Origin of the sequence: Micrococcoides hystricis (genome assembly GCF_042434215.1) — a bacterium.
GTDB lineage: Bacteria > Actinomycetota > Actinomycetes > Actinomycetales > Micrococcaceae > Micrococcoides > Micrococcoides hystricis.
In genome coordinates this window covers 208442-222528 of sequence record NZ_JBHLUB010000031.1, presented here as the reverse complement: position 1 = coordinate 222528, position 14087 = coordinate 208442, and the positions used below count along the sequence as shown (strand labels likewise).

Sequence of the window (14087 nt, the reverse complement as noted above, 5' to 3'; positions counted from 1 at the left end):
TATCTGCGGCCGCGAGATGCCCGCCGGTACGGACTCGGGCGTGATGCAGGAACTGTTGACAGTTTCGGTTTAGGCCGCGGGTGCGGTCTTGGCGATGATCTTGTTCTCGTACTCGATGGGCGTCAACCCAGCGAGTGAGTCCTGAGGGCGCTGGCGGTGGTACTTGCGTTCGATCCACACCACAAGCCAGGCGGAGTTCCTGGCGGGTGGTCCAGCGCCGCTGGTTGAGCACGTTGGTCTGCAACAGCGACCAGAACAATTCCATGGCGGCGTTGTCCCCCCGCAGCGCCGACACGGCCCATCGATCCGACCATGCCGTGCCGGTTCAGGGCGTGGCCCATCTTCCGTGACCGAAACTGCCTGCCCCGGTCGGCCTGTAGGATGCAGCCGGCCACGTCGTGGCCTTCCAGCCGCCGCACCACCGCGCTGTTCAACGCGTCGACCGCGAGCTGTGCGGTCAACCGATCGCTGATGGAGTACCGACGATCTTGTTGGCGAACATGTCCTTGATCGCACACACGTAGAGCTTTCCCTCGCTCGTGATGTGGTGCTCGGTGATGTCGTTGAGCCAGACCCGCTTCGGGGCGTCCGCGGTAAACATCCGCTTTACATCATTGTCGAAAACCTGCGGGCCGGCCTTCTTGCCCTTGCCACAGCGACGACGCTGCGCCGCGGAGGTGATCCCCGAGGTCGAGCACAGCGCCCATACCGTGCGGCGACTCATCCGGCACCCGGCCTTCCGTGCCTCGTGCGCCAAACCGGTACCCGAAGGTCGGGTCATCGACGTGTGCGTCGTGCAACGCGTTGATCCGGTGCGCTTGGATCCACTCAGCGTCCGTAACCGGCTTGTCGCGCCAGCGGTGGTAGAGCTGACGAGCGAGCTTGAGGACCCGGCACATAACCGTGGCGGGGATGCCGTCAGCGGCCAGCTCACTCGCGAGCGGGTACATCAATTCCCCCAGCCATCCAGTTTCAGGTTCGCCTAGGACAGAATAGGCAGCGGCCCGGCGCAGGACCTCGTTCTCCCTCTCCATCAGCCGATTGCGGCACTTGAGCTCACGCAACTCAGCAGCCTCATCTTTGTTGACACCAGAACGTCTGCTTTCCTCGACGTCAGCGGCCTTCAGCCAGTTCGACAACGTGGCCTCGCTGATCCCGAAGTCCGCTGCGATCTGCTTCAACAGCACACCGGCCTCACGCGCACGGGCGACCGCGCGACCACGTCATCACGGAACTCTTGGGGATACGGAGCAGGCATAGCGACATCCTCCCTCCCGGTGCCGAGCACCAGATGTCAGTTGTCACCTGTCTCTGCATCACGCCCCTTAAAGGGCTGAGCAGGTTGGTAGTTGCCGAGCGCGCATCTGAGGGTGTCGCGACAATCCTGTCGAAGGTCCTGAAGATCTGGCGGAAGGCGGAGTGCCGTGGCGGTCGTTTCCGGGTTCCACACGCCTCCAAAGGTGCCAGTCGTTTCTCAGCTGCTGACATTCGCCGCGCAGCACCCTTCAGCACAGATTCACGAGTCTGCACGCAAGAGCACCACCGACTGAGAGTTCCGCAGGCGCTATCGTTCCTCCGCCGTCGACGGTGGCTGGGATGCTCAATCTGTGCTGGAATCGGCCTCATCCTCGGGCGCTGGTGGTGCGAGTTGCTGCCTAGTGAAAGCGTCACTCATTCCATTGATTTCGACGGTCTCTGGCGCTGGGTAATCCAAGCGATCGACAACACGCTTCATCGTTTTGTCTACGCCACCGACGGCCTTGGTGAGGTCATTGATCGCGCCACGTACATGGTGTAACGAGCCGTCCGGAGCGTCCCTAGCCTGACGCCACTCTGAGATGTCGATCTAAATCTCCAGAACAGGCAGCGGACCGTGCAGACCCTCGCCTTCGACCCACAGTGCGGACCTGTGGTTCCTCGCTAGACAGGAGGTCGTAGCCAGCACCGAGAGTCCATCGGATTTCCCGTTTCCGCGTGAGCGAGCGGAGTCCTCTGGCGAGCACCCGCTGAACACTCTCGACCTTGTCCGATTGTTACTGGCCTGTTGGAAGCGGTGGATCGAACGTCACTCTCACGTTGCGGGCGACGGTGGGACCGTTGTTACCCACCACCACGTGCATCACGGTGCCTTGCTGCATATCTGGCTGGATGTCCGCCCACACGTAGGGCTGTAGGGCCTCATGAGCGAGATCGCGTTGTAGTTGAGTCTGCTCCCGCGCGGCGGCCACCTGCTCGCGTTGGATCTCCGTCTGGTTTTGCGCCGCTTTCGCCTGCCTAGCGGCCGCCCGCGCTGCCCAGATGGTGAAGGGCAGGGCGAAGGCCGAGATGACCAGGGCAACGATTGAGATGGCTACCATGCATTCACCTTTCCATGGTGGTTTGGCGGAGGCAGTTCCCGCGACGCACTCTCAGGAATTCGGCACCGGTTCGGTGACGTGTTGGACCGCCGTAGACGAGGGCTCACTCGTCCTTGATCCGCGCCGGACACTAGAGATTCTTCTTCAGCCACTCGTTCAACTCCGACGAGAGTCCATAGGTCGCCCAGGACGCACCTGTGACGGTCACGACAATGACGTCGTCGGTCGCGTCAATGTGCATCTTGATCCTGTCTCGAAGCTCCTTGGCTGCCAGGGATGTCTTCACAAAGAAGCTGCTCTTGAGGGGCTTCGCCCAGCCCTGGTGCGACTTCAAGTATTCGATGAGGTTGGTGTAGTCCTGTCCCGTCTTGTTGAGGTCGTAGTTGACCCAGTGAACTGCCATGTCGTCCTCCTGCGGTATCTGAAAAACCGGTCCTGCTTGCGCGCCCGCTGCGGTGGCTGGTGGCCGGCGACACCGAGGCATCGCCGGCCCAGCGGCTACTTCTCGTTACGGACGCCCTTGTGCTGATTGGGGCTGCCGTTGAGAATCCGCCCAGTCTCGGTGTCACGCTTGAACCATGTGGTGCCGTGCTTGAACTCGCTGCGGTTCTTCACGGCACCGACGCGGTGTCCTCTCCCCGTGTTCTTAGCCATCTCCTTCACCTCCGTCCCGACAGCCCATGTCCGCGTCCGCGGGGGCTCTCACTGAGTAGTCGAGATAGGGCTGTGTGGAGTTAGCGTCAGGAACGACAGTCCACGCAGATGCCGTCGACAACGAGATGTGGCTGGAACTGAAGGAAGCACTCGGTGCAGGTCAGTGCGCGCTTGGTATCTCGCTGACAGCGGCAATCTCCGCAACGAGGGCAGTAGGGCTGGACACAGTCCGAGCAGGGATAGCCACGGCGTTCGAAACTGGTCCCGCAGCATGACCCTGTGAGCAGGGTACGGGTGTCGAAGTCGCGCTGGATGGGCGCATGAAACTGCTCGACCTCCCAGATGTCTCGGTCGCAGAACATGGCCATGACGCGCTTGTCTTCCCCGATTGCGTCGACGTAGAAATCTGCTTGCGTGCCCCAGGGTGTGCGCCAAGACAGGCGCCGAGCCGCGGATGCTCCTGGTGCCAGGCCGAGTAGGGAGTGGCCTTCAGTGAGCTTCTGGTCACGCCAAGGGAAAACGGTGGGCCAGCCTTGCTCGGGGTCGGGCTTGACGCTGGCGTGAGTGACGGTGCCTGTGTAGCGGTCGATAATCGCGATAGCCCCCAAGCCGGGCAGGTGCTTGGCGAGAGCGATCGCACACACCGGCCGGCTGGCCTGGGAGGCGTTATATAGGTCGATTATGTGCTGCGCTCTGATCGGCCCGTTGGCGATGACCGCTGTTGCCGCAGACTCGGGCAAGAGCAATCGTTGGGCGATCCGGTCACAGACGGTTTCGAGAAGGCTGCCGGGCTCGTCTTGGTCGGCTATCCAGTCATAGATATCCGGGGCCCTCTCGGCGAGCCAATGCCCAAGTTCGTGGGCGAGTGTGAAGTTCTCACGCCGACTTGCTGGCGTGGGCGCGTACAGGATCACACCGTCCTGGAGGAACGAGACGCCATCACACGCGCCACCGTCGTCACGGGAACTCGCTAGGTGTTTGACGGCTTTTACAGTCAGGTCAAGGTCGTCGCGGAGGACGCTAAACGGGTCCCCGGCGAAGCGGGCTCGAACGTCATCCGTCAGCAGGGACAGTGCCTGGTCGACACAACCTTCAAGATTCATGCGGGTCTCACCCTCGATCGGCTTGCTCGACGGAGGCGACAAGGGCGTCGAGCGAGCGCAATAGTTGCTCTGTATCGGGGTGCTCCCCGCGGTGCACGGTCGCAAGCATCCGGCTTTCGAGCGTCGCAGCAGCCACGGCACGTGACACTCGTCGGGCCTGTGACCAGCGCGTGACGAGTTGTTCAAACAACGGATGCGCGCGTACAGCGCCTACATGATCGGGCAGAGAAGCCGGTGACGGAGCTGAGATCAAATCGTCTACCCGTGCTCCGAAGATCTCAGCGATTGCTTGGACCACGGCGGGAGGTACATCTGCCGCTGTACGAGTCTCCCACCTGAAAACATCACTCTTGTCGAACTGCCACCCTCGCTCATGCAAGCGTGCGGCAACGTCACTTACGCTCAATCGCGCACGCTTTCTTACACGAGACAATGCGGCAGAGTCGAGACGGCATTCGCTGTCAGGGAGTAGACCCAGCATTGCTGCCACGGGGTCATCCTCAAGTGCTGGCGCGCCTTGAGCGGCGAGCCAGAGTGCATCCGCAGTCTCAAGGATGTGACCAAGTTCTACGCGCTCTCGGTCTTTCAGCTCGACTTCACGCAGGATCTGTTCGCGCTCTTCGGGTCGTTCGAGCAGCTCTGCGACAAGTCGGTCGCGTTCGTCGTCATTCATTTTCCCCTTCCTCCATTCTTTGCATTTCCTCTCGAAGGAGCGCTAGCGATCGTGTCGACATCTGGCTCACACGCGCTGGACTCACGTTCATTTCGGCGGCTATCTGAGAGCGCGGCCGCCCCAACGCCGCGGTCTCCCATACCGCCTTTCGATGGCGTTCGTCCAATATCGCGAGACTGTCCCACGCATGACGAGCCCGTTCTTGTTGGTCGATGGCTTCCGCAACGTCTTCCGCGAGGTTAGAGTCATCGGCACGGTCATGGACGGCTTCGATGAACTCGGGCCCGGCGTGCCGTACCTCTGCTGATCTGATTCGATCCAGCGCCTTTCGCTTCGCCGCGGTCACGAAAAATGCTTCCCAGTTTCGCACATTCTCCGGCGGCGAAGCCATGATGGAGACAATCGCGTCCTGCACCGCGTCTTCCGCCTCAGAGGCGCGACCAGCCTCGCGCAGCACTGAGGCCGCAACCTTGTACATAGCGTCTCGATGGCGGAGGTAGAAAGCACCGAGGTCTGGCGGCATGGTGGTCATCGCTGCCCCCTCGGCCCCTCGCCCCAGCGCCGGCAACAGCAAGGCTGTCTCATTATCGGTCTCCTCCTCACTTCGTAGTCGAGATAGCGCCTGACGCAGTTAGGCCTTTCTGATGGAGACCTGAACCGCCTTCCTGACGATTATCTCGCTTGGAGTCAGTTCTGTGACGCATCTAGACGTGTCGAATCTTGCGAGGGAGCCGGGCAGGGTGGCGTCACGGGCGCCGGTTGGGGGGGGCAGCGGTCGAGAGGTCGTCGCTCGGCGGCGGTCGGGCGCTGCCGGGCAAAGGCACGTGACCGTGCGAGCGCGCTTCTTGCGCGGGCGAAGTCGATTCTCTGGGCCGTGTCCTCCGGTTCCTGTCCGAGGGGCGTGTCTTGGGTGACGCCGTAGCGGTCGCGGTAGGCGGCAATGGCGCCAGCGTACCGTCGCCACGTCTCCGCTTGGCGTGCGTCGAGCGGTGGGCCACCGAGTTGCCGCGTTCAGGGTTCGCCGGCGTCGCGGGCGGTGGCGAACACGGTGTCTGCGCGCGCTTCGATCAACTCGTGCCGTTCATCGAGCGCGTGGCGCATGTCGCCGGTCATCGGTCCGTCCGCAGAAGGGATGAGCCGTGGCATCTTGCGAGCACGACCTGAACCGGCCGGGCGTGCAGTGGCGCGAGCGAGCCGGAAGAGCAGCACGGCGGCGATGGTCTCGTACTCCGCGGTAAGTTGAGCGATCGAACCCCAGTGCTCCTGCTCGGCGGTGAAGTTCTGGTGCGCGGACAGCTCGGCCCCGACGTGCTGTAGGACGCCGTAGAGGACGGAGCGGACGGTGGCGACGTCGGGGTTGTCGCCCGGATGCGGCTCGGCGTGCTCGTCGGCCATGCTGAACATCCCGCGCCGGGCGTGGACTGCACTGCTGCGCGTCTTGTTGGGCAACCCGCACCCCGCGTACGCCGCCACGACCGCGGGGCGGGGTGTGCCGCTGCAGCTGCTGACAAACCCCCACTACAAGGGCGATGTCATCTACCGCGGGACCCGCTACAAAGGCACCCACCACGCCCTCGTGACACCGGAGGTCTGGTATCAGGTTCAGTCGGTGCTCACCGCGCATAAGATCGCCGCCGAGGCTACCCAGGTCCACGACCGCGGATCGAGGTTGATCGTGTCCAACGCGAAGAATCGGCACGGAAAGGTCTACTGCTACATTCGTGTGCTCGGGCCGGCAGTCCAAGTGCGTCGACTGTACCCGCCAGGCGATGCTCATCGAAGACGTGCAGAAGCTGATCGAGGACTACTACACGTGTATGCAGTTCCGTCCCGCCCAGCGCGATGCCCTGTCGGGCATGCTGCACCACGAGTTCAACCGGCTCATGGCCGCCGAGACCGACGAGCTCGAACGCCTCACCAAGCACCGCGCCCGGCTCAAACACGTACAAGACCGGCCCACTACGTCGACGCGATCCACTGACCGTGCTCCGACGGGAACAGGACCGTATCCTCGACGAACTCGACGGCGTGAACCGTCGTATCGACTCCCACTACTGCGACTGCGCCGACGTCGGGACCCACCTGGACGATGCGCTGAACCTGCTCACCGACTGCGCCGACATCTACCGGCGGTGCGACGACGCCAACCGGCGCCTATGCACCCAGGCCTTATTCACCAAGGTCTACATCAACGACGACGAGCTAAGCGTCGAGATCAACCGATCCTTCGAGATGCTGCTCGATCCCGAGGTCAACACCATCGCCCTCAACTGGAGACAGAACGACGACAAGGCTCGAACCCTTGCCAACAGAATCGTTGGCTGGGGTTCGAGCCTTGTGCGCGGGGTGGGTCCAGAGGTGTGTGGTTTCAACACATCGTTCACCCCTGCACCCCTTAACCACAGCCTGGATGTCTCACAAGATCGTTCCGACCATGTCGCACGTCATCGTTCACGGCTGTGTCACGTCATCGTTCCTTGATCTGAGGGCCTAAGAGGCAGCAACACGCTTCAGCCTCAACATCAGCTGGATCCGCACCCTGCTGCAAACCCTTCCGCACAAGCTGGCAGCACACAGTCCAGGACCTACAGCTCCACATCCCGGACCTCCCATACATAGAGAACGCCGAGCACGTCACAGCCGGTCTACACCGCCATCAGCAAAACAACCGGAGAAATCATCGCAGAGCACACCATCAACCCAGCCAAGAACAACCAGCCGATAAAGAAAACGTCCCGCACAGAGCGGAACCATGACCCAAGACATGGGGCCTAAAACCCGGAACGATGACCCGAGACATCAGAACAAAAACAAAAAGAAATCTCGGGACACCGAATGAACGATGTCCCGAGACTTCACAGGGTGGGTCCAGAGGGACTCGAACCCCCGACCCCCTCGGTGTAAACGAGGTGCTCTAACCAACTGAGCTATAGACCCAAAGTGTTTTTTTCGTATCTGTTTCGATACTGACAACAGCACCAAACTTTACCAGCCCGATCGGCTGCTCACAAATTGATCGCGGTCAGGTAGTCCGTCATGGGTCGTGGCTGATCCATGGTGGCGGCAAATCGCTCTCGGATGAGTCCGTCGGAGCCGATCAAGAAGCTGATGCGCCAGCTGACTCCTAGCCCGGAATCGAGGACGCCGTACTGTTTGGCGACGTGGCCGTGTGGCCAGAAGTCGGACAACAAATCGAATTCGAAGCCGTGCTGATGGGCGAACTCTTTGAGCGCATAGGAGGAGTCCATGCTGATGGCCGCAACCCGGATCCCGGCCTGTTCGAACTGTGGCAAGTATTCCTGCAGTTCTTTCAGCTCGCCGGTGCACACATTGGTGAACGCGTACGGGTAGAACACCAGCAGCAGCCCGTCCAGCGAGTTCCCCGTGTAGGGGTGGGTGAACAGGGTGTGCAAGCTGACGGACTCACCGTATTGGTTATTGACGTGGAAGACCGGGGCTGGTTGCCCCGGCTTTAGACCGGGTGTGTCGTTGCCCGAATAATTCATGGCGTAAGGGTGCGGTTAGTTACCGCGGGCCACCAGCCGGTGGGCCAGCCACGTTGGGGACAGGTCCGCGGACTTGGTCACGTGCAGTCCTGCGGTGGGTGCGGCCTGGGAGATCTCCACCGGGTTGACTTCGCCTTCTTGGCCACGCTTTGGAGTCAGCAGCCAGATGCTGCCGCCTTCATCAAGGTTGGTGAGCGCATCGACCAGTCCGTCGACGAGGTCGCCGTCTTCGTGGCGCCACCACAGCAAGACACCGTCAACCACTTCGTGGTCTTCTTCAGTGAGCAGATCGGAATCGATACCGTCTTCTAGGTTGTCCCTGAGGTCGAAGTCGATGTCTTCGTCATACCCCAGTTCTTGGACGTAATCGCCCTCTTTGAAACCTAATGTTGCGGCAAGTTTCTTTGCTGCTTCAGAGGGGGCTGACGATTCTTCAGCGGCGCTACCCGAAACGGTAGCGGCGTCTGGCTGGCTCACTGTTCTCCTTGATTTATTAGGTAAATCCTCTGTGCGAGGCGGCGCTGGTACGCCGATTAGTTAAAGCCAACACGGAAATTCGGCGCTAATCAAGCTATCCGGGCTGTGCCGGGGCATTTAGGCGGTTTTTAACGCAATTGTGGCCCGTAACACTAAGCTTGGTCACAGTCGATCCTCGTGACTCACGTATGCCTGCCTTAAGGCGTAAAGTGAATGAGAGGGAACCTTCCTTAGCTATTCAAGGACATCCGACGGGGCCAACCGGCCCCTTAGAGAAGAGGTGCACCGTGACCCAAGCGGATAACAACTCACATATCCTCAGTGGCCTGACGGACAACATCCTGGACAAAGATCCAGAGGAAACCAGCGAATGGATTGAATCCTTCGATCAGCTGGTCGAAGCGCACGGTACCGAGCGTGCACAGTACATTATGCGCTCCCTGCTGCAGCGGGCCGGCGCCAAGAGCGTTGGTGTCCCCATGGTCACCACCTCCGACTACGTCAACACCATCCCGGCCGATCAGGAACCGGAATACCCCGGTGACGAGCAGCTGGAACGCCGCTACCGTGCCATCATGCGTTGGAACGCTGCCGTCATGGTGCAGCGCGCACAGCGCCCAGAGATTTCTGTGGGCGGCCACATTTCTTCCTTCGCCGGTCTGGCCACCCTGTATGAAGTCGGTCAGAACCACTTCTTCCGCGGCAAGGACCACCCAGGCGGCGGTGACCAGGTCTTCTTCCAAGGTCACTCCTCCCCCGGTAACTATGCCCGCGCCTACCTTGAGGGTCGCCTGACCGAAGAAGATTTGGACGGGTTCCGGCAGGAGAAGTCCAAGGAAGGCCACGCACTGTCTTCCTACCCGCACCCGCGGCTGATGAAGGACTTCTGGCAGTTCCCAACCGTTTCCATGGGTCTTGGTCCCATGAACGCCATCTACCAGGCACAGTTCAACCGCTACCTGCAGAACCGTGGCATCAAGGACACCTCCGAACAGCATGTGTGGGCGTTCCTGGGTGACGGTGAAATGGACGAACCAGAATCACGTGGCCTCTTGCAGTTGGCCGCCAATGACAAGCTGGACAACCTGACCTTCGTGGTGAACTGTAACCTGCAGCGCCTCGATGGTCCGGTCCGCGGTAACGGCAAGATCGTTCAGGAACTTGAAGCGTTCTTCCGGGGCGCCGGCTGGCATGTCATCAAGGTCCTGTGGGGCCGCGAGTGGGATCCACTGCTGGCCAAGGATGACAGCGGCGAGCTAGTCCGGATCATGAACGAAACCTTGGATGGTGACTACCAGACCTACAAGGCTGAGTCCGGTGCGTTCGTGCGCGAGCACTTCTTTGGCCGTTCCGAGGTCACCAAGGAAATGGTGGCGGACATGTCTGATGAGGACATTTGGAACCTGCGCCGCGGTGGCCACGACTACCGCAAGGTCTATGCCGCCTACAAGGCCGCCATGGACTTCAAGGGCAAACCAACCGTGATCTTGGCCCAAACCATTAAGGGTTACGGCCTGGGTTCGAGCTTCGAAGGCCGCAACGCCACCCACCAGATGAAGAAACTCACGGTGGAAGATCTGAAGCAGTTCCGCGACCGGATGCGCATCCCTGTCTCCGATGAGCAGCTTGAGGGCGATCTGTACGATATTCCGTACTACCACCCGGGCCCGGATTCACCGGAAATCAAGTACATGCTGGAACGCCGCAAGGAACTCGGCGGCTCCCTGCCGCTGCGTCAGGAACCTTCCACCAAGGTGCACCTGCCTTCTGATGATGCGTACAAGCAGGCCAAGAAGGGCTCCGGTAAGCAGATGGCGGCCACCACCATGGCCTTTGTCCGCCTGCTGAAGGACTTGATGCGGGATAAGGAATTCGGTCAGCGCATCGTGCCGATCGTGCCAGATGAGTCCCGTACCTTCGGTATGGACGCATTCTTCCCAACCGCGAAGATCTACAACCCTGCCGGTCAAAACTACCTGTCGGTGGACCGTGACCTGTTCCTGTCGTACAAGGAATCCCCGCAGGGTCAGCTGCTGCACCCGGGCATTAACGAGGCCGGCGCAACCGCGGCGTTCACCGCAGCCGGTACCTCGTACGCCACGCACGGCGAGCCGATGATCCCGTTCTACGTGTTCTACTCGATGTTCGGGTTCCAGCGCACCGGCGACTCCTTCTGGGCGGCCGCCGACCAGCTGGCACGTGGCTTCATCATTGGTGCGACCGCCGGTCGCACCACCCTGGCCGGTGAGGGTCTGCAGCACATGGACGGGCACTCCCCTGTCTTGGCTGGCACCAACCCTGCGGTTCGCCACTACGACCCTGCCTACGGCTACGAGATCGCGCACATCATCAAGCACGGTCTGTGGGAGATGTACGGCGATCACGACGGTGATCACGACTTCATGTACTACCTCACGGTCTACAACGAGCCGCTGCCGCAGCCGGCAGAGCCAGAGGACTTGGATGTTGAAGGCGTCATCAAGGGTCTGTACCACCTGAAGGCGGCAGAAATTGATGGGCCACGCGCTCAACTGTTCGCCTCCGGTGTGGGTGTGCCATGGGCCTTGGAGGCTCAGGAAATCTTGGCCAAGGATTGGAGCGTCTCCGCGGACGTCTGGTCCGTGACCAGCTGGAACGAGCTGCGCCGCGAAGCCAAGGAAGCCGAGCACTACAACTTCCTGCACCCGAACGAGGAGCCAAAGGTTCCGTTCATCACCGAGCGTCTAGCCAACGTTGAAGGTCCGATCGTGGCCACCAGCGACATGGCCACCTTGCTGCCGGACCAGATCCGCCAGTACGTGCCGAACGACTGGGCGACGCTGGGTGCCGACGACTTCGGTTTCTCGGACACCCGTGCCGCCGCACGCCGCTACTTCAAGATTGACTCCCACTCCATGGTGGTGCGCACTCTGCAGTTGCTGGCCAAGCGCGGTGAAGTCTCCAAGGATGCACCCGCTCAGGCGATCGAGAAGTACCGTCTGCTCGACGTCAACGCTGGCACCTCCGGTGTACCAGGTGGCGACGCCTAAGAAGCGCTAACCGCCTAGCACAGCATTAGGGCTCCGATCGGAATTCTCCGGTCGGAGCCCTTCGCTATTCAGGCCGACAATCGTTAGTCCTCAAACAGCCACGGGACAGTGTCTTGGAGACGTTCCTCAAAGTACGGAACCATTGTTTCGACATAGGTTCCGCTCAAGTGGGAGTTGTCGTACCAGACCGCCACGTTGCCCACGATCGCAGGGCAGACCCCTGCCTCCGAACGGATCTCTTCAGGGCAAATCGCGTCGGTCAGGTCCATGTGCGTCGCACCTGCTGGCAGATCCACTGAGTCCAAAGGATTCTCTGCAGAGATTTGGGCTGCGTTGGCGCCACATTCAAGGGCGGTTTTTTCTCTGGCCAGACACGCCGCGACTTTCTCTTGGCCGCCAGGACGCGGTGTACCGCGAGTCAACAACAACCGGGCACCGGTTGCGGTGATCTGTTCCCAACGCTCTTCAGCGCCGTTCTCGATCCGTTCGCCCTCCCTAGTCATTCGGCTGCCCGGAGTGACCACCAGATCGACGTTGCGCTCCTACAACCAGTCCATGAAATGGTCCAACCAACCCTGACAGGACGATTTGTTTGGATCGCCCGAGTAGTCCGCGAAGACGCAGCCAGACTTGTCGACGATCAAGACTTCCCAGTTGTGCTCTTGGCCCAAGCGCAGCCACACGGCTTCCCACTGCCCGGCGTGAGAACCACCAGCTATGACGACCGTTCGCCGCGGGCTCTCCGGCATGTTCTCGTCTTCACACACCACAATTTCGTCGGTGCCGGGAGCATTGCGCGCCGATTGGCGGCAGCCTTTGGTGTAGTACTGAGGTTCAAAGGTGTTCAAGGTCGCCGGATCCGGCAGGAAGGTCTCCGTGCCGTCCATCTCCGAATTGCCCGCGAGCGCGGCTTGCGCGCCCGGGTAGGTGTCCCAGTCCCAAATGTCCGGGTCGAACGCCACCGGATCTGGTTCTGGAACGGTAGACTCCACCGCTGCACTCATGCCAATACCGATCAGCAGCATGACGGTAGCCCCAGCGGCGAGTACTCGCCAATCGATCGTAAGCACTTTACGTTGGGCGATGGGACGTTCGATCAGCCGGTACATGAGCTCAGCTAAAAGCACCGTAGTGGCGAGCACCACTGCAGCTCCGGCCAGCCCCACAGCTTCGCGTTGGCGGAATTCCATGTAGAAGATGAGCAGAGGCCAATGCCACAGGTATAGGCCATAAGCTCGATCCCCTATCCAGCCGAAAACCGGGTTCGAGAGGAACCGGGTCGCACTACCCCGCGGGTCCGCAAGGCCGCCTTGCGGACCGGCAGCGGCCAACACCAACGCCAGACCGCCCAGAGGCCAGAATGCCAACAGGCCGGGAAACTCTTGGGCCCCATCAATGACGAACCCGCACGAGACAATCAGTGCCAGTCCCAGCCAGCCAGCAGGGACACGCAACCATTCAGGCAGCGTCAATCGTGCGCCGAGCAACGCCAGTAATCCGCCGAAGGCCAACTCCCACATGCGGGTACGCGTCATCAGATAGGCCTCGTCTTGGTTGAAGCTGCCGTAGTACAGGGCGTACACCAACGAAGCGATGAAGATCGCCCCGACCGCCACAGCCATGACGGAGGAAGCAGAGCGACGCAGATACCGTGCCACCAGCACCGCGATCACAGCGACCAGCGGCCAGAGTAGATAGAACTGCCCCTGCACGGACAGTGACCAGTAGTGCTGGAATGGTGAGGTCTCCGGGCCGGCAGCACCGTAGGCCAGCTGCGAGTTAATGAGCTCAACGTTCTCGAAATACAGCGCTGAGGCGCGAGCTTCTGCCCAGAGCTGGTGATGGTCAGTCTCAGGTTTCACCCAGAGACCTAGCGCAAGGGTTGCCGCCACGACGATCACGGCCGGGATGATGATGCGCCGGATGAGTCGTGCGAAATATTTTGAGAGGTTGATGCTTCCTTTACTGGTTGCCGCTTCCCGCAACAGCATTGCCGTGAAGAGGAATCCGGAGATCGCAAGGAAGATATCGATGCCGCCGGAGACGCGTCCATCACCAAAGAGGTGAAAAAGAACCACCCCAAGGATTGCAAGGCCGCGTACACCGTGCAATTCTGGACGAAAGTGTCTCGGTGGTAGACCCCGTTGGAGGAAATCAAACGACAGGCTGCGTCGTTTACGGCGAGCAGGCGCAACGCTCATGTGTTCACGCATCGACTCTCAGTTCGCTGAATCATTACCCGCAGGTAAGCCCCCTGCAGCTTCTATATTTTTGACCGCACCCGACAC

Annotated in this window: 14 protein-coding genes, 1 tRNA gene and 1 pseudogene; 3 read left to right on the top strand and 13 right to left on the bottom strand. The window is 60.9% G+C overall.

Features of this window, described 5'->3' with window-relative positions; all coding sequences use genetic code 11:
* Nucleotides 1-69 precede the first annotated feature (69 nt).
* The 8 genes and pseudogenes from ACFFFR_RS10160 to ACFFFR_RS11910 form a co-directional block, all read right to left on the bottom strand.
* Nucleotides 70-1258, bottom strand: a pseudogene (locus ACFFFR_RS10160) (IS3 family transposase).
* Between the two features lie 775 nt (nucleotides 1259-2033).
* Nucleotides 2034-2357, bottom strand: coding sequence for a DUF8453 domain-containing protein (locus tag ACFFFR_RS10155; RefSeq protein WP_377460120.1), 324 nt, complete (start codon nucleotides 2355-2357; stop codon nucleotides 2034-2036).
* A gap of 130 nt (nucleotides 2358-2487) precedes the next feature.
* Nucleotides 2488-2760, bottom strand: coding sequence for a hypothetical protein (locus tag ACFFFR_RS10150; protein WP_377460118.1), 273 nt, complete (start codon nucleotides 2758-2760; stop codon nucleotides 2488-2490).
* Between the two features lie 95 nt (nucleotides 2761-2855).
* Nucleotides 2856-3011: a hypothetical protein gene (locus tag ACFFFR_RS10145; protein WP_377460116.1), complete on the bottom strand. Its 156-nt coding sequence runs from the start codon at nucleotides 3009-3011 to the stop codon at nucleotides 2856-2858.
* Nucleotides 3012-3097: 86 nt separating this feature from the next.
* Nucleotides 3098-4114, bottom strand: coding sequence for an ImmA/IrrE family metallo-endopeptidase (locus ACFFFR_RS10140; protein WP_377460114.1), 1017 nt, complete (start codon nucleotides 4112-4114; stop codon nucleotides 3098-3100).
* A 7-nt stretch (nucleotides 4115-4121) separates the two neighbouring features.
* The gene (locus tag ACFFFR_RS10135; protein WP_377460113.1) at nucleotides 4122-4787 is read right to left on the bottom strand and encodes a hypothetical protein; all 666 of its coding nucleotides are present in this window, start codon (nucleotides 4785-4787) and stop codon (nucleotides 4122-4124) included.
* The gene (locus tag ACFFFR_RS10130) at nucleotides 4780-5319 is read right to left on the bottom strand and encodes a sigma-70 family RNA polymerase sigma factor (protein WP_377460111.1); all 540 of its coding nucleotides are present in this window, start codon (nucleotides 5317-5319) and stop codon (nucleotides 4780-4782) included. Before ACFFFR_RS10130 ends, ACFFFR_RS10135 begins: the two co-directional genes overlap by 8 nt.
* Before the next feature lie 479 nt (nucleotides 5320-5798).
* Nucleotides 5799-6182, bottom strand: coding sequence for a hypothetical protein (locus ACFFFR_RS11910; protein ID WP_446686102.1), 384 nt, complete (start codon nucleotides 6180-6182; stop codon nucleotides 5799-5801).
* Between ACFFFR_RS11910 and ACFFFR_RS10120 the strand changes: the two genes are divergently transcribed.
* Nucleotides 6181-6768, top strand: a complete 588-nt coding sequence (locus tag ACFFFR_RS10120; RefSeq protein WP_377460109.1) for a recombinase family protein — start codon at nucleotides 6181-6183, stop codon at nucleotides 6766-6768. The genes ACFFFR_RS11910 and ACFFFR_RS10120 overlap by 2 nt on opposite strands.
* Before the next feature lie 47 nt (nucleotides 6769-6815).
* Nucleotides 6816-7268, top strand: coding sequence for a hypothetical protein (locus ACFFFR_RS10115; protein WP_377460107.1), 453 nt, complete (start codon nucleotides 6816-6818; stop codon nucleotides 7266-7268).
* 382 nt (nucleotides 7269-7650) lie between these two features.
* On the opposite strand, the gene ACFFFR_RS10110 is transcribed toward ACFFFR_RS10115, so the two are convergent.
* From ACFFFR_RS10110 to ACFFFR_RS10100, 3 genes are all read right to left on the bottom strand, one after another.
* Nucleotides 7651-7724, bottom strand: a tRNA-Val gene (locus tag ACFFFR_RS10110).
* Nucleotides 7725-7792: 68 nt separating this feature from the next.
* Nucleotides 7793-8293 carry a redoxin domain-containing protein gene (locus tag ACFFFR_RS10105; protein WP_377460105.1) on the bottom strand — a complete coding sequence of 167 codons (501 nt, stop codon included), beginning with the start codon at nucleotides 8291-8293 and terminating at the stop codon, nucleotides 7793-7795.
* 15 nt (nucleotides 8294-8308) lie between these two features.
* On the bottom strand, nucleotides 8309-8770 hold the full coding sequence (locus ACFFFR_RS10100; RefSeq protein ID WP_377460103.1) for a DUF3052 domain-containing protein: 462 nt from the start codon (nucleotides 8768-8770) through the stop codon (nucleotides 8309-8311).
* Between the two features lie 287 nt (nucleotides 8771-9057).
* Between ACFFFR_RS10100 and aceE the strand changes: the two genes are divergently transcribed.
* Nucleotides 9058-11799: a pyruvate dehydrogenase (acetyl-transferring), homodimeric type gene (aceE, locus tag ACFFFR_RS10095; protein WP_512700205.1), complete on the top strand. Its 2742-nt coding sequence runs from the start codon at nucleotides 9058-9060 to the stop codon at nucleotides 11797-11799.
* Between the two features lie 83 nt (nucleotides 11800-11882).
* Here the strand turns inward: aceE and ACFFFR_RS10090 are convergent, their stop codons facing one another.
* Together ACFFFR_RS10090 and ACFFFR_RS10085 are read right to left on the bottom strand one after the other, a co-directional pair.
* Nucleotides 11883-12302, bottom strand: coding sequence for a hypothetical protein (locus ACFFFR_RS10090; protein ID WP_377460100.1), 420 nt, complete (start codon nucleotides 12300-12302; stop codon nucleotides 11883-11885).
* Nucleotides 12303-12341: 39 nt separating this feature from the next.
* Complete coding sequence (locus tag ACFFFR_RS10085) at nucleotides 12342-14000, bottom strand: acyltransferase family protein (protein ID WP_377460098.1); 1659 nt, start codon at nucleotides 13998-14000, stop codon at nucleotides 12342-12344.
* Nucleotides 14001-14087 lie beyond the last annotated feature (87 nt).